Origin of the sequence: Absiella sp. AM09-50 (genome assembly GCF_003433845.1) — a bacterium.
GTDB classification, from domain to species: Bacteria; Bacillota_I; Bacilli_A; order Erysipelotrichales; family Erysipelotrichaceae; genus Hoskinsella; species Hoskinsella hominis.
On sequence record NZ_QVFI01000031.1, the window covers coordinates 22,859 to 36,520 of the forward strand.

Here is a 13,662-nt window from a genome sequence, read left to right on the forward strand (position 1 = left end):
TTTCTCCTTTTTTTTATTTTACAGCTGCCTGTAATGTCATATTTGCGTCAATCAATAAATCATATGGGAAGTTATTTTTTGATAAGTAATCAAAGTATTTTCTTGTCTCTTTAAATGACTTTATATTATCTGTGTGATCATGCGTGTATTGTGTGAATATAACCTTTTCCAAGGCTTCTACATAATCGTTGTTTTTTATTTCCTTGGGTGCTGTACCTATGCATATTCTATTTTCGGTAAGCATGTTTGGCATTGCGTATTTATATAACTTAGTTTTTTTACCAAGATATTCTTTGTAGCAATATGCGTCTATTTGACATATTTTATTAGCTCTATGGTACATAATATAAATCGCATTTGGAAAGTTTATTTTGTATGCCTTTTGACGATATGTAACAATACGTTTATGTCCTGGCTGATTGATAACAACAGCATCTTTACCAAAACCTATGATCACATCATCCATTAATGTTATCTTTCCAAATTTTTTATGATCTCTGTTTGCTACATATGTTTCTAATTTTTCAATCAAACTTTCGATGTCGATAGATTTAAAGTACTCTTTATTTTCTATACTATCGTATTCTAAAGTTTGTATGTCGGAATTATTTTCAGTAACCTTCATTATAATCTGTTTCAAAAAATCACCTCCCTACTGCTTGATAAAATACCATTTATCAAAATGTATAAGTAATCATCATATCCTTCAACGTGATCATATGTATTTAGTGTTTCGTTATATTTATCAACATTTCTGATAGCTGGTAAATTCAAGATACTTGTTGATGCTATATCTTTTGATGACATGCTTAAATCAAGCTCATATGATCCACAATATCCGAATCCAACATAATGCCATAACCCTGGAGTTACTTCTGATAATCCTAACATTTTCAAAATTTTACATACATTAGTATATTGAGCACCATTTTCATCTAAAATAATCATAATTTGGACAAATTCATAATCATCTGTCAACTCATATTCATTATTTTTATAATAATCAACTAGTTCATCGTCATCTATTCCACAAAATTCATCTTCTAGCTCCGTGAATTCTTTGTTTATGTAGTTTGCTAATATACTTTCTTCATGATAATCTATAAGCCTTCTTCCTCTATTTGTATATCCAAAAAATGCATCTAGGATTGATTCCTCTGTTCCAAATATAATGTATTCATCATCCGATAAATAACATCCAAGAATTAAGTTAATCGTGATATTTTCATCTAATGAATTTAATTCTTTGTTATCAAAAGATGTCATAACATCAGCAAAATGAAAATCATGTACCAAATGATTGAATGGATCAACTTCACAATCAATTATTTGTTCTCTGTTTTCTGTTGTACATTCAAGAATTTGTTTAACCAAGGCTTCGTTTTTACATCTTTCAAGCAATGCTTTCATGTAAAATGCTGTACTGTTTTCTTGTATTTGATTATTCTTAGTAATGTACTGTCTCAAAACGCTTAACAATTGTTACACCTTCTTTCGCTGATCCGTGCACAATTGCACTAATATGTTCAAGTAGTGTTGTTGCCATTTTAAGATTAGTGACTAGGTATTGTATATTTCCTTCCGCCACTTGTGCCTCACAGCTTTTATCAGCTGGATGTATATCTTGACTTAGATTATACTTCTCGCTTCGTAACACGCCTGTTTCGTTGCCTTGTATTTTCGCTTTAACATATACATTACCGTCATATTCACTGTTGGCGCTGTCTAAATAAATACAATCATTTAAATCATGATATGTTTGCTCTAACAACATTCTTGTTTTATCGTTGTCCACACATCCAATAAGTACAGGTATATATCCATCATAACTTTTTACAAGCTCAACGATTTCTTTATTTGTCACATACTTATCTACCGCCTCGCATATATTCCCATAAAAAGTATTTATCTTGGTGGACAGTGCCAGCGCCTTATTTTCGCCAATATCATGGCTTTGATATGATTGACGAACCATGTTTTTTTCTTCCACTGTATCTCCGTCAATTAGTACCATTTTATGAGGCTGTTTAATAATCAATTTAGGTATATCCCGGGCCAGGAGGGAGCCGGTACCTCCGACTCCCACGATGATAAATACGCACTTCATACTCGCTACCCCTTTTTGTGTTGCTGGAATACAGGTACAAGCACATTATCATCTTGGATATAATCGTATTTAACATTGCCAGCAAACTCATAAAATCCATGCTCCAGCATTGCCTTTGTGATTTGATCCTCAGTGTAAACTTGACCCTCCGCAAAGATATAAGATACATCTCTTTTTTCAGCCGCTAAATATACTTCAAATGGATACGTGTATGATTTTTTTTCATCTTGCACATCTGCGTTTTCTTCTGGTTTACTTTCAGATTTTACTTTCTTTTCTTTTTTTGGTTTATCTGGCTTTGACTTATCTTCCAACGTTGCCGGTTTTAACATGCTCATTAGATCCATTTTATTCTACCTCCATTTTATCGGTACCTCTATAGTGTAGTGATCCAGCTTTAACATCATCATTTTGATAAAAGCACATGTTTTTGTTAAACGATAATGTCACATCACTTACATCTGATAAATCTATGATTTTTAATAAATTGTCAATACTTTGATACGTTTGTAACTTAGTGCCATTTATAACATCACATGATACAATGATATCAAAGTTATTTGTTTCCTCACTTGTTAACAGGTGCATTTGACCATTGATGTATTTAAACTCAACAAATTTGCTATAAGGCTTTAATAGTTTAAAAGTTTCATGTAGCTCAGCTTTGTCGAAAGCGGCCTTAAATATTTCACTGTACTCCAACTTTGGAATGTTCATAGACACATTTATAAGCGTGGTATAAAACATCTGTCCTCTCTCTGGGTTGGCAAACACTACAATCTTTTCGTCTGTGCTGCATGTTGTCATGTCTCCGATGTAATCAAATGCCTCTTTAGGGATGTTAATCTTATTTTTTAGATATGTGTCTTTTACAAAGATATAAAACACATGACTATCTGATATAAAATATCCGTTTGGCTCACAATTACATCCATTGGACTGTATTTTTACTTTGTCATTACCTACAAACTTTCTGCCTGGCAAGAAATCATTTGGCTTTATTTGCGTATCATAAACATCATCTATGTTTGGTATCAACATATCGATATCGGTAAGATTTGCGATTGTGATCTTACCATTTTTTGTTTTGACGGATATCTTGTTGTCCTTGATTGCGATATCCATTTGATCAAACATCGATAATGTCTGATAATCTTTTTTAGATATTGTAAACTCTACGCTATCAGATGATTGTATCGCATACATGCTAACAAACCCATATCCGTCATGGTCTGTGTTGTGGATAGTAACAACTCTATTGTCTGCCTTAACGTTGTTGTATAACATGGCATTGTGGAGCATTTTGCCTAATAGCTTCATAGCAACTTACCATCCATATCGTTTTTTTGTGTTATATAAACGCCTAAATTATCCATGGCGCTTTTTAAATTGCACAAGAATCCAATACAGTCAACCAACTGATTCCATTCGTGTGTATGTGTTTTGTAATCCTGTGCGATGTTGTCAAGTGTATTGATTACATCATTTAAATTCTCAATCATTTATTTTACCTCCTAAAACAGACTTTTCTGTCCGTATCTATCTTCCTTACCTGGGCGATACTTTTTAATCATTTCATACCGCATGTCACTATATTCGTTATTCCATTTCTCAACGCGTTCTTTTTCATATCCTTTGTCAAATGGCAATTGTACATTTTGTGCTATATACACATCTTTTAGCCAGTGCATAGCCGCCTTGTAACGTAATGGTTCATATGTATGTAGCGTTTCTAAATCTTGTTGTAAAAATCTGGAATATGGACACAAGAAACACCCTGTGCGACTTAGACCATAAACTGTATACGCTTTTGACAGTGGCACATGATGTTCTTGTATAAAATCTTCCACATCTTTTTCCGTCCAATCTATGATTGGCATTTTATTAACCATGCCCTTGTGATAAGCTGTACAGATACTTCCACCATTGGTTACTCTATTAAGCATGTTAAGCTCTCTAGCCCCCCCCTCTTCTTGTCGCATACCATTGATATACCCAAGGTATCCATTATCTTTACCATATTTCTCAAATGGCTGTTTTTTCAAGTATTTACAACACTTTTCTGTAGCTGTGATTCCAAAGTCAGGATGTAACATATGCATGTCTTTATTTGCTATTTGCAACTTAGCTCTTTTTTTATCAGCGCTTATTAACATGTTCAACGCTTTGATATCCTTACGTTTATGCCAACGACTAAGGTACTCACTCTTCATTTTTGACTTCATTGGTTTGCCATAATTTTTGATTATCCAATCAAATGGATGCTTAGGATCTGGTCTGATGACCTGTACATTATCGTAATAGTTATCCTTTACCCATTGTACAAACTCAACTGTTGCTCCTAACTCTATGCCTGTGTTACAAAACACTGCTGGTATTGCATTTGGAGGTATAGTGTATATATCCTGACACATTTTGATTAATGCCAACACTACAGTACTGTCCTTACCACCGCTAAATGATAAATAACATTTACCTCCAGTGTCATAATATATACTTTCTATACGTTCCATTGCCTTTACTATTTTTGTATTGTCCGTAATTATTTTTCCTCCAGTTTCTTTAGAAGCTCGTTTAACTCATTGTCATCCACATTTATGTCCTTTTGCGCTAAATCTTGATTATTAAACCAATCAGGTAATTGCTTGCTCTCCACACTATTTGATTTTTTGTTGATGTAATTACCGTCAAGTATCTTGGCCATATTAGTATCTTTCATAATCCAGTCAAAGTTTGCTGACCAGTTACGATTATTAGCTCCTTTCAAAAAGTCACTTTGCTCAGCCATTGAGAACACTCTTTGTATGTCATCGATGCTATATGTACGTAATCTTGCTTTGATAGATTTTTTACGAGCATCAGATAATTTTGTTAGACGAGGATACGACACGCAAGTGTTGTTATACATATCAGCGATTTGCTGATAAGGTATTTTATCTTTATCTTTTATCTTATCTCTTATCTCTAATCTCTTATCTCTATATGGACATTGTCCAATTGATTGTCCACATCTTGTCCATGAGACAAAGTTTTTATTTCTGTTTGGACATTGTCCAGTTGTTTGTCCGCACGCTGTCCACGTTTAATTCTTGCCCATTTTGACTCACTTCCGACCATGTCACCTATTCCATCTATCGTTAAACATCCGTTTATATCCTCATACACAAGCCCTAACTGTTTGTATAATTCAAGAGCAACAATTACCGTATTACGGTTAAAATATTTTGTATCTCTAACGATTTTATCGACATCATAAGGCACGATCATTTCACCTATTTTGCTTGCCATTACTCCGTTTGAATTTAGAGTTTTCAAGCATAACATTTGATATAAAACTATATATTCACATCCATTTTTCTGTCCGAGCATGAAATCAATGGTTGGCTCTGTAAAAAAATCATCCATCAATTTCAGCCAGTAGTAACGTTTATTTTCTGCCAATTTACCACCTCAATATGTATTTTTTAATCATAAAAAATATTCCAGATTCATTGCTTCCGAGAGCAATTTTAAGTAATAAATAACAGTATCTTTTTGGTCTTCTGTTAAATTTTTGCTTCGGTAAGCTCTATTCAAACCTATTTCACATAGCTTGTTTCCCCATGTAGGACTACAGCTATATCTGCAATCTAATCCTCGTTCTACTTCTGCATATATTTTTGTATACATATATTTGCTTTTAAAGAAGTAAGGGTCTTCAATAAACTTTTTAATAACTTCCTCTGCTAAAAAATGAATTTCATTAATGTAATTTTCGTTATATGAAATATCTAATATTTTTTTAGCTTTAGATACTTCATCGTAATCAATCCCAGAAACAATAATGTTACACTTTTTAGTTGCTTCGTTTATTTTTTGCATAAAGCACATTTCTTTTAATTCACATTCATTTTTAAACGCTTTATACTCATTTTTTAATTGTTGTAACTCTTCTTGAGCTTTAAAAATTCCTTTCATTATGCCTCCTATTTCAACATATCTCGATAATAAACTGTATCTATGCCTAGTTGTTCAGCATATTCTAACGTTGTGTTGATTAATTTACACATTTCTTCTTTGTTCATTTTGCTGGATCCTATAAATACTTTGCAACGTGCCCATTTAGTGCCATTCTCACGCTTTTCATAGCCTAATACTTGTAAAGCTCTTACCTCTTGCTTTAACGTATCCAACGCATCTACGAGGCATACCATATACTCATACTTTGCATTTGCCTGTGATAGCAATATGCAATACATATCCCACTCATCATCACTTGATGCGTTTGGATGTTTTGTAATCTCGTGGATCAGCGCCCACAAGTAATTGTTTTGATTTATACTGCGTTTGCTTTTTACTTCTGCAATTTCCAAGCTGTACGCTTTTTTCTGTAACTCCTGGCAATATCGTTTGTAATGATAATTGCTTACCTCAAATGTTACTTCTAGATTGCCATCCTCATTTATCGCTTTACGTAAATAATTAGCTACTATCTTTGTTTTAGCCATCAACATCACCAAGATAATTTTTGTTAAACACCATCATAAATGTATCATGTCCATATAGTGCCTCAAAACGCTCTTGACACTCTCTTTTTAGGTGTAAATCTAACTCTTTATCAAAATGTACTCCGTGGTCTGACATGTTGTGATACTCCGCTGTAAGATAAACCCAACAACCCCATTTTTCAGACTTTTTTCGGTTCGCTGTGCCATAAAATATATGGTGCTTATGTAGATTGATACGGGAGTGCGTTACATAGCACTCCACATCAGTCTGCATTATTGATTTAGCCATTCTTCATAGCTCCCTTCTTCCATTTTTGACTTTATCAATGTCCTATAGGCTTGATTTACTTTTTCAATTTTTTCAGGGTTGTTCATGTCTGCGTCTTGATTATCACACCCTGTTTTTTCTGCAATCCACGATGATATACTTTCACTTCTGTAGTCAACGCCAAGTTCAGATAATTTTTTACGGCATTTACTCCACTCATAAACCAATTCGTCAATACTCTTGTGGTGCTGTTCTTTTACTTCTGTTTGTTCTGTAGATGCCTCTTTATCAGCATCATCTCCAGTACTGATCTTATAAGCCTTCATGAGGGCATACTTGTCAGCGTAAGTCATGCCTTTACCTGGTGCTTTGTCCAATGAATCAACTCCATCACCATATGATGTGATATCGATGTAATCATTTGTATCATCTACATTAACAAATCTGTATACAACTTTAAATCGCATCCAAAAACTGACAGTTCCGTACTGATTTTTGGTTTCTTTTGTCTCGTAAACTTCACGAGAATACGGAAAGGAATAAATTCCACATTCATGCTCTGCCTTTTTTACAGCATCCAATACATCACTTTCGTTAACAGCTTTATATGTACGCTGTTTACCTGCTTCAACTTCTATGTTTTTTGCTACCGTTTCAATCATTGATTGAGCCTTAAGCATTTTTTGATATATATTTAATGACTTTTCACTAGTCTTTATTGCTGTCTTTTCTGCCATTATAATTCCTCCCATGATAATCCGAGTTCTACAGCATAATTTAAAACTTTATCGTAATTTGCTTGACTACCTTTTATACATACCATTTTGTTTACTGCCTTATCCTTTTTGATTGGCATGCTTGGTATATCATTGTGCACCCCACAGGTGGTAATTGGAGGTACTTTTTTAAGCTGTTCTTCCTTCTTTTTTCTAAGATCTTCCGCACGTTTTTTAGCCGCCATTTGTGCATCATATATTGCAAAAGATTCCATTCTATCCCACACATCCATAAATATACTTTTTAGTAGTTCCTTATCCTCAACATCTGACCTCTCTAACAAACTATATTCAAGTTCATAATCTGCAATCTTTTTTATAACGCCTTCTTGCCATTGCTTTTGTTTACAAGATTTATTAAGCCATTTAGTATCCAGCACTTTATCAAATGGTATCTGTAGCTCATTTAGATTTTCAATGTAATAAGAGTGTATTTTTTTTCTCTTTTCTTCTTTTGTTTGCTCATCAACCGTTTTAACTCCAGCATCCAAAGCATCTTTATATCCTTCTACTATTTTTTCCGCCTTCATCAATGTATCTTTAATTGGTGCCCATTCATCCAAAATCTTATTTTCGAAATCAATGCGTGTACGTTTTGCTTTATCGATTGCATTCTTTAAGATTTTTTTATCTTTTACCGCTTGATCATAATTATCTGCTGCTACAACATAGTTGTATTTTTTATACTCGTCGCTTTTTACCAAAACAAGCGTTGCATCGGCATTGCTTTGTAATCCTGTATTTGTTTGACTAATTGTTACTTCGTATTCCATTTATTTTTCCTCCTCCTGCTTAAATCTTTCGATAGCTATCCTTTTTTGTTCTTCATAGATTTTCATAAAACTAGATTCGACTACATTAATAGCTTCTTCTTTCGACATATTTGTTGGTATGTTGTTACTACTAAAAGCTCTCCTAAACCAATCTTTATATGACTCTATTTTTAGTTCTCCAGTATCTTCGTTTTTAGCTATATTGACACTTTTATTCCAGTCATAAAGCAAATCTTCGACCAGTTTTTGTTTGCCATATTCCAACAGTTTATTATCTATAACGCTTAATTTACCGCCAGTGTTTACAGATACTTCTTTTTTTGACTCCAACATTTCAACTTTTCTTTTAAGTACCTCATTTTCGTCATACACATTAATGATTTCACTGATGATTTCTATTTTGCTCATTATCTATTTTCCTTTCTCGCCACACTTCTTCTGTGTGATCTACTTTTTTATCTAAAACTTCTTCTTGATCCACGTCTACGTAATCAGGATCACGTCTATCTACATGCCTAACTGGATGCTTTGTATTGCCAGTATGATTAAACAACATACAATGCCTATACCTCCACATATCAAACCTACAAACATCATAAACAAATGATTTTTAAACTCATACATGTTCTTCTAGCTCCTCGATTTCTTTAAGTGTTACGCTTGACGGATTCCACCCGGTAATAAATCGGCATGCCTCATCAAAGCGGTGTGCACGTATTTGTGTACGTGGATGTGCATCTAACGCATTACAGATATCACTATTGATACCATGTCTTAACGCTCCTACTTGGCTACTGTTCCAAGTGTACTTATAGACTGCCTTTACTTCTTGTACTCGTCTATTAACAAGTTTTCCAATATACCCATATTGTGTAGGATCTATTTTTTGGTCCTTTTCGATTTTTGTTACACGCTCGTCGATTTCCTTAACTTTTCCCTTTTGGTTGTGTGCAACCTCTAGTAATAGATCCAATTTTTCTTCTGGGGTTGTTGGGATACCTTCTTTTAGTTGTTTTTCCATTTCGTTAAACGCCTGAATGTACCTCAACTTCCAATCTAAAGCACTCTTACCAGTAAACCCCATGACCAGCAAGCTGAATCCATCCCGATTCATTAAATACATCGGATATCGCTTTCCTCTGCTTTCGTATGTTGTTTCATAAAATAAAGATTTGGCGGCTGAATTTTCAGCTACGAGATTTTCTATAGATTGAATAACGTTTTTGTGCTGTTTTTCAAAGCTTTCTGCAACCTGTAAACTTGATACCACTGGTTGCTGGTGGTCTTGATCATATGTAATATTAATTATTTGCTCCATTTGGATGATCCTTTCATTTAAATGTGATAAATTTGTTTTTTTATCAGTGCGATTTCTGGTAATTAGTGATAATAAAATAAGATAATGTGATAATCATAGCTTTTAATATACTTAGTTCTACACAATTGTATAATTCAAAAGTAAATGTTAAGATTAGCAATCCAACTATGTCATATTTCGTATCATGTAACGCAAAAATTAAAGCCTTTTTCAATTTATGCATTTTTATTCACTCCCTTGCTTTTTGTCTTCGTATCCCTTATAATTTGCTTGTGGAGCTTTTTATAAGGGCTTGACGATTAGACACCACGCTTTGGTCGGCAGGAGGTGTCTTTTCTTTTGCTGTCATTTCAAACTGCACTCCGGGATACTGCTGTCCAAGTGCATACGCTATTGCATTAGCGATTTTTTGCGCATCATTTAGATTAAAATCCTCTAATGTACGTTTCCCTTTCTTCATATCATTACATCACTTCCTTTCTAAGCTTAAAGATATAATCCTTTTTTTAGATTTTCTCTATATTCGCTTAAAGCGAGTTCATCGCCCAAAAAAATAAAGTCACTAGATACACCATATATTTTAGCAAGCTTTTGCAATTCAAATCCGTCTGGCATAGTCTTACCTTTTTCCCAAGAAACGATTGTTTCTTTTGTTTTATTCAATATTTGGGCAATTTCTTTTTGACTGTATCCGGCATTGGTTCTACACGCTTTAAGCGTAATTTTCATCTTATTCAACCATATCACCTCGCTTTCTGTCTATAATTATACTCGCTAAAAGTGAGTTGTCAATAAAAATTATAATTTTATTTCAACTTTTAATTGTATTATCTCGCTTTTAGTATTATAATCAAGTCGAAGGGAGATATAATCATGAATGAAAAAGATAAGCAAAAATTAATTTTTGCCTCAAATTTTAATCATCAATTAAAAATACATGGTAAAACCCAAAAAGATATATGCAATTTGCTTAATGTAAGTACAAGTACAGTATCTGACTGGTCAACTGCTAAAAAATATCCCAGAATTGATAAGATTCAAGCAATCGCTGACTACCTAGATATTTATAAATCTGAATTAACAGAAGAGTATCATAATCAAAGACACAACATTGATGCTATTAAAATCCCGGTGCTAGGTAAAGTTGTGGCCGGTATACCTATTGAAGCAATAGAAGAAATCTTAGATTACGAGGAGATAAATTTAGAGTTAGCTAAGACTGGTGATTTTTTTGCTTTGCAAATAAAAGGCGACAGCATGGAACCAAGAATGCAAGAAGGCGATGTTGTAATAGTACGTAAGCAAGAAACAGTTGATACCGGAGATATAGCAATAGTATTAGTTAATGGTGACGAGGCTACAGTCAAAAAAATTAAGATATTAAATGATGGTATTATGTTAATACCATTTAACAGCAAGTATGATCCTTGGGAATATACCGCAGAAGATATCGAAAAATTGCCTGTTAAGATTATAGGTAAAGTTGTTGAGTTAAGGGCAAAATTTTAGTAAACACATCTTTAGATGTTTACATATCATGAATAGCAAAGGAGGAAAAGGAATGAGGAAGTTATTCATAGCATTAGTTTGCACTTTAGTAGTATTTGGTTTAACAGCATGTGGAGGAGAATCAAAGAAAGCCACTATCACAGGAAAATGGGAAGGAACAGGAAGTGGAGAAGGAGCTGAAATGACCATTGATGAAACAACAATTAAATTTGAAGATGGTAGTGGTGGTAATTACAAGTACGATGCAGACACCAACACAATGACGTTAACAGAAGGTGATCAAAGCGTTGATATTAAAGCTGTACTAGATGGTGATACATTAACAATTAATATGAGCGGACAAGATATAACATTTAAGAGAAAATAAAAAAAAGCCCTGTGCTGGTAACACAGAGCAAATAAACGGTACTGGTAATACCGTCTTGGTACAATAAAATGACTTGGTCGGTCATAGCTTTTATTGTACCTACATTTTAACATAAAAATGGAGGTTATAACAATGATTAAACAAAAAGTGCGATTATATGCGCGTGTATCGACAGAAGAGCAAGCCAGAAAGAAAAACTCTATACCGGCTCAATTAAATAAACTGTATGCCTACTGTAAAGAAAATGATTACGAAGTTGTTAATGAATATATAGATGAAGGCATATCTGCGAGTACAATAAAAAAGCGTAAGGCATTGCTTAGGATGTTGAATGATCTACAGCGTAATGATATTATACTTTTTACGAACTTGGATAGATTTAGTCGTAATGTACTGGATGCAAATAAAATGATAGAAATGTTTGAACCTTTAAATGTATCATTTAAAGCGATAGGCGAAGAAGATATAGATATAACCACAGCAGATGGCAGATTTTTATTTAATCTGAAAGTAAATTTGGCCGAAAGAGAACGTGCTAAAGTATCTGAGCGTATATTAACAGTGTTTGATTATAAGTTGTCTCAAGGCAAATTGATTAACGGACGGCTACCAAGAGGATATACTCGTAGTGCTGACGGTTATGCAGTAATAAATGATGATGCAGATTTTATAAGAGACGTTTATCGTACATTTGAGGATGTAAGACAAATACGTACACTTACTCGCGTCATCAATAACAAATATAAATTAGACTTATGTAGTAAGACTTATAGACGCATACTTAAGCAACAAGCCTACATAGGTCTGTATAGGGATAAATATATTTTCCCACCAATAATTAAAAATGAACAGTTTGAGCGTGTACAACGTATATTTGATGGTAATACAATTAAAGCAACAAAAAATCAAACTTATATATTTAGCGGACTTATCAAATGCAAAGTTTGTGGTATGCGACTTGGGGGTAGTTCGAGCAACGGAAATAGTGGTGATCGCAAATTAAAATACAAAATGTACAAATGCCCTAAGTGCCAAAGGGGCAATGGCACACATCAATGTCTGGCAGAAAAAAAGCTAGAAAAACACCTGTTGCCTATTGTAATGGATGCAATACAAAATAAAATATACACTTTGAGTGCGTATGAATCACAAATCACACAAAACAGAGATATCATAGATGCCACTAAAGATAAAATTAAACGATTACAAGATTTATATATTGACGGTAAAATTAGCAAAGAACAATTTGATAATAAATATGAAGGTCTTAATAAAATTTTGGATGAAGAGAGTAAAAAAACTAATTTAAAAATGATTGCAAAAGCAAAAGAAGATTACGAAAAGCTATTAAACATGAATATATCGGAAATATATGATCAATTTGATGATAATGGTAAAAGCGTTTTTTGGCACTCTTTTATTGATTACATTGTTGTAAATGACTATGATAATATCGATATTTTTTTGCAATAATTATGTTGCATAATCAGACTATCTCATTGATGTATGCTTCTCCATAGTCAATGAAACAGATATCCCCAACACGTATGGACAATCCCATTTCTATACAGTTATTAAAATGTCTACGTATTCTTAAATTCTGATCACTGATCATTCGTGGAATAGCTTCCTTCACGGGCAAAGTCTGATAATCGGCACTTTTCTCTTCCACATACAAATCCCACAGCTTATTCCAATGTTTACTATTGGATACACTTTGTTCTTTATACTCATCTTCTAAAATTTCATATAATTGTTTTACTTCCATCTGCATTACCTCCTGTGATTGTAAGGATACAACAAATGTAAGCGTTTGTCACAAAAATGAAAAATAATTATATTTTTTCGTGAAAAATGATGATTTACTTTAAGTTTTTTTCCATTTTCCACACAGTGCACAAACAAAAAGACCAATCAGGTTTTCCCTTGATTGATCTGTTTTACATCATAATTAATTCATCTTTTTCTTTCATCATCATGAAAAACAAAAAGCATATAGATAAGTGATACGATTCTCAAAAGTAGACAGTACAAATAATTAAAACGTACTGAATACA

Annotated in this window: 22 protein-coding genes; 3 read left to right on the plus strand and 19 right to left on the minus strand. The window is 33.4% G+C overall.

From position 1 onward, the window contains the following. Window positions 1–13: 13 nt before the first annotated feature. The 18 genes from DW114_RS18380 to DW114_RS18470 all read right to left on the minus strand — a co-directional run bounded on the left by DW114_RS18380 (window position 14) and on the right by DW114_RS18470 (window position 10,458). Entirely contained in the window at window positions 14–640 is a 627-nt protein-coding gene (locus tag DW114_RS18380; RefSeq protein WP_187426235.1) for a hypothetical protein, read from the minus strand. Continuing rightward, window positions 637–1,479 carry a hypothetical protein gene (locus tag DW114_RS18385; RefSeq protein WP_117455400.1) on the minus strand — a complete coding sequence of 281 codons (843 nt, stop codon included), beginning with the start codon at window positions 1,477–1,479 and terminating at the stop codon, window positions 637–639. The genes DW114_RS18380 and DW114_RS18385 overlap by 4 nt, the downstream gene beginning before the upstream one ends. Beyond that, the gene (locus tag DW114_RS18390; protein WP_117455402.1) at window positions 1,448–2,107 is read right to left on the minus strand and encodes a ThiF family adenylyltransferase; all 660 of its coding nucleotides are present in this window, start codon (window positions 2,105–2,107) and stop codon (window positions 1,448–1,450) included. The genes DW114_RS18385 and DW114_RS18390 overlap by 32 nt, the downstream gene beginning before the upstream one ends. A gap of 5 nt (window positions 2,108–2,112) precedes the next feature. After that, window positions 2,113–2,454 (minus strand): hypothetical protein, encoded by a 342-nt coding sequence (locus tag DW114_RS18395; RefSeq protein ID WP_117455404.1) that lies wholly within the window; start codon window positions 2,452–2,454, stop codon window positions 2,113–2,115. Between the two features lies 1 nt (window position 2,455). Further along, complete coding sequence (locus tag DW114_RS18400) at window positions 2,456–3,427, minus strand: hypothetical protein (protein WP_117455406.1); 972 nt, start codon at window positions 3,425–3,427, stop codon at window positions 2,456–2,458. After that, window positions 3,424–3,609: a hypothetical protein gene (locus DW114_RS18405; RefSeq protein WP_117455408.1), complete on the minus strand. Its 186-nt coding sequence runs from the start codon at window positions 3,607–3,609 to the stop codon at window positions 3,424–3,426. The genes DW114_RS18400 and DW114_RS18405 overlap by 4 nt, the downstream gene beginning before the upstream one ends. Before the next feature lie 12 nt (window positions 3,610–3,621). Beyond that, window positions 3,622–4,620 carry a phosphoadenosine phosphosulfate reductase family protein gene (locus DW114_RS18410; protein ID WP_117455410.1) on the minus strand — a complete coding sequence of 333 codons (999 nt, stop codon included), beginning with the start codon at window positions 4,618–4,620 and terminating at the stop codon, window positions 3,622–3,624. A 29-nt stretch (window positions 4,621–4,649) separates the two neighbouring features. Further along, window positions 4,650–4,895, minus strand: a complete 246-nt coding sequence (locus tag DW114_RS18415; protein WP_117455412.1) for a hypothetical protein — start codon at window positions 4,893–4,895, stop codon at window positions 4,650–4,652. 176 nt (window positions 4,896–5,071) lie between these two features. Next, window positions 5,072–5,548 carry a phage replisome organizer N-terminal domain-containing protein gene (locus DW114_RS18420; protein ID WP_117455414.1) on the minus strand — a complete coding sequence of 159 codons (477 nt, stop codon included), beginning with the start codon at window positions 5,546–5,548 and terminating at the stop codon, window positions 5,072–5,074. Between the two features lie 27 nt (window positions 5,549–5,575). Then, complete coding sequence (locus tag DW114_RS18425; RefSeq protein ID WP_117455416.1) at window positions 5,576–6,064, minus strand: hypothetical protein; 489 nt, start codon at window positions 6,062–6,064, stop codon at window positions 5,576–5,578. Between the two features lie 8 nt (window positions 6,065–6,072). Next, window positions 6,073–6,594 (minus strand): hypothetical protein, encoded by a 522-nt coding sequence (locus DW114_RS18430; RefSeq protein WP_117455418.1) that lies wholly within the window; start codon window positions 6,592–6,594, stop codon window positions 6,073–6,075. Continuing rightward, window positions 6,587–6,883 (minus strand): hypothetical protein, encoded by a 297-nt coding sequence (locus DW114_RS18435; protein WP_117455420.1) that lies wholly within the window; start codon window positions 6,881–6,883, stop codon window positions 6,587–6,589. Before DW114_RS18435 ends, DW114_RS18430 begins: the two co-directional genes overlap by 8 nt. Next, complete coding sequence (locus DW114_RS18440; protein WP_158552348.1) at window positions 6,868–7,599, minus strand: ERF family protein; 732 nt, start codon at window positions 7,597–7,599, stop codon at window positions 6,868–6,870. Before DW114_RS18440 ends, DW114_RS18435 begins: the two co-directional genes overlap by 16 nt. Continuing rightward, window positions 7,599–8,411 carry a DUF1351 domain-containing protein gene (locus DW114_RS18445; RefSeq protein ID WP_117455424.1) on the minus strand — a complete coding sequence of 271 codons (813 nt, stop codon included), beginning with the start codon at window positions 8,409–8,411 and terminating at the stop codon, window positions 7,599–7,601. Before DW114_RS18445 ends, DW114_RS18440 begins: the two co-directional genes overlap by 1 nt. Continuing rightward, complete coding sequence (locus DW114_RS18450; RefSeq protein WP_117455426.1) at window positions 8,412–8,819, minus strand: hypothetical protein; 408 nt, start codon at window positions 8,817–8,819, stop codon at window positions 8,412–8,414. Window positions 8,820–9,027: 208 nt separating this feature from the next. Beyond that, entirely contained in the window at window positions 9,028–9,729 is a 702-nt protein-coding gene (locus DW114_RS18455) for a Rha family transcriptional regulator (protein WP_117455428.1), read from the minus strand. A 259-nt stretch (window positions 9,730–9,988) separates the two neighbouring features. Further along, window positions 9,989–10,189, minus strand: a complete 201-nt coding sequence (locus DW114_RS18465; protein ID WP_117455433.1) for a hypothetical protein — start codon at window positions 10,187–10,189, stop codon at window positions 9,989–9,991. 26 nt (window positions 10,190–10,215) lie between these two features. Then, window positions 10,216–10,458 carry a helix-turn-helix transcriptional regulator gene (locus tag DW114_RS18470; RefSeq protein ID WP_117455435.1) on the minus strand — a complete coding sequence of 81 codons (243 nt, stop codon included), beginning with the start codon at window positions 10,456–10,458 and terminating at the stop codon, window positions 10,216–10,218. Window positions 10,459–10,602: 144 nt separating this feature from the next. Here DW114_RS18470 and DW114_RS18475 point away from each other — a divergent pair, with 144 nt between their 5' ends. From DW114_RS18475 to DW114_RS18485, 3 genes are all read left to right on the plus strand, one after another. Continuing rightward, on the plus strand, window positions 10,603–11,238 hold the full coding sequence (locus DW114_RS18475) for a LexA family protein (RefSeq protein WP_117455437.1): 636 nt from the start codon (window positions 10,603–10,605) through the stop codon (window positions 11,236–11,238). 52 nt (window positions 11,239–11,290) lie between these two features. Continuing rightward, window positions 11,291–11,605 carry a hypothetical protein gene (locus DW114_RS18480; RefSeq protein ID WP_117455439.1) on the plus strand — a complete coding sequence of 105 codons (315 nt, stop codon included), beginning with the start codon at window positions 11,291–11,293 and terminating at the stop codon, window positions 11,603–11,605. Window positions 11,606–11,737: 132 nt separating this feature from the next. Further along, on the plus strand, window positions 11,738–13,078 hold the full coding sequence (locus DW114_RS18485) for a recombinase family protein (protein ID WP_158552349.1): 1,341 nt from the start codon (window positions 11,738–11,740) through the stop codon (window positions 13,076–13,078). 13 nt (window positions 13,079–13,091) lie between these two features. On the opposite strand, the gene DW114_RS18490 is transcribed toward DW114_RS18485, so the two are convergent. Continuing rightward, window positions 13,092–13,373, minus strand: a complete 282-nt coding sequence (locus DW114_RS18490) for a hypothetical protein (protein ID WP_117455443.1) — start codon at window positions 13,371–13,373, stop codon at window positions 13,092–13,094. Window positions 13,374–13,662 lie beyond the last annotated feature (289 nt).

What these genes read in the sequence shown, in the direction of transcription:
- DW114_RS18390 (WP_117455402.1), bottom strand. Translation starts at nt 2,107, where the DNA reads ATGAAGTGCGTATTTATCATCGTGGGAGTCGGAGGTACCGGCTCCCTC.
- DW114_RS18395 (WP_117455404.1), bottom strand. Translation starts at nt 2,454, where the DNA reads ATGGATCTAATGAGCATGTTAAAACCGGCAACGTTGGAAGATAAGTCA.
- DW114_RS18400 (WP_117455406.1), bottom strand. Translation starts at nt 3,427, where the DNA reads ATGAAGCTATTAGGCAAAATGCTCCACAATGCCATGTTATACAACAAC.
- DW114_RS18405 (WP_117455408.1), bottom strand. Translation starts at nt 3,609, where the DNA reads ATGATTGAGAATTTAAATGATGTAATCAATACACTTGACAACATCGCA.
- DW114_RS18410 (WP_117455410.1), bottom strand. Translation starts at nt 4,620, where the DNA reads ATGGAACGTATAGAAAGTATATATTATGACACTGGAGGTAAATGTTAT.
- DW114_RS18415 (WP_117455412.1), bottom strand. Translation starts at nt 4,895, where the DNA reads ATGGCTGAGCAAAGTGACTTTTTGAAAGGAGCTAATAATCGTAACTGG.
- DW114_RS18425 (WP_117455416.1), bottom strand. Translation starts at nt 6,064, where the DNA reads ATGAAAGGAATTTTTAAAGCTCAAGAAGAGTTACAACAATTAAAAAAT.
- DW114_RS18430 (WP_117455418.1), bottom strand. Translation starts at nt 6,594, where the DNA reads ATGGCTAAAACAAAGATAGTAGCTAATTATTTACGTAAAGCGATAAAT.
- DW114_RS18435 (WP_117455420.1), bottom strand. Translation starts at nt 6,883, where the DNA reads ATGGCTAAATCAATAATGCAGACTGATGTGGAGTGCTATGTAACGCAC.
- DW114_RS18440 (WP_158552348.1), bottom strand. Translation starts at nt 7,599, where the DNA reads ATGGCAGAAAAGACAGCAATAAAGACTAGTGAAAAGTCATTAAATATA.
- DW114_RS18445 (WP_117455424.1), bottom strand. Translation starts at nt 8,411, where the DNA reads ATGGAATACGAAGTAACAATTAGTCAAACAAATACAGGATTACAAAGC.
- DW114_RS18450 (WP_117455426.1), bottom strand. Translation starts at nt 8,819, where the DNA reads ATGAGCAAAATAGAAATCATCAGTGAAATCATTAATGTGTATGACGAA.
- DW114_RS18455 (WP_117455428.1), bottom strand. Translation starts at nt 9,729, where the DNA reads ATGGAGCAAATAATTAATATTACATATGATCAAGACCACCAGCAACCA.
- DW114_RS18465 (WP_117455433.1), bottom strand. Translation starts at nt 10,189, where the DNA reads ATGAAGAAAGGGAAACGTACATTAGAGGATTTTAATCTAAATGATGCG.
- DW114_RS18470 (WP_117455435.1), bottom strand. Translation starts at nt 10,458, where the DNA reads ATGAAAATTACGCTTAAAGCGTGTAGAACCAATGCCGGATACAGTCAA.
- DW114_RS18475 (WP_117455437.1), top strand. Translation starts at nt 10,603, where the DNA reads ATGAATGAAAAAGATAAGCAAAAATTAATTTTTGCCTCAAATTTTAAT.
- DW114_RS18480 (WP_117455439.1), top strand. Translation starts at nt 11,291, where the DNA reads ATGAGGAAGTTATTCATAGCATTAGTTTGCACTTTAGTAGTATTTGGT.
- DW114_RS18485 (WP_158552349.1), top strand. Translation starts at nt 11,738, where the DNA reads ATGATTAAACAAAAAGTGCGATTATATGCGCGTGTATCGACAGAAGAG.
- DW114_RS18490 (WP_117455443.1), bottom strand. Translation starts at nt 13,373, where the DNA reads ATGGAAGTAAAACAATTATATGAAATTTTAGAAGATGAGTATAAAGAA.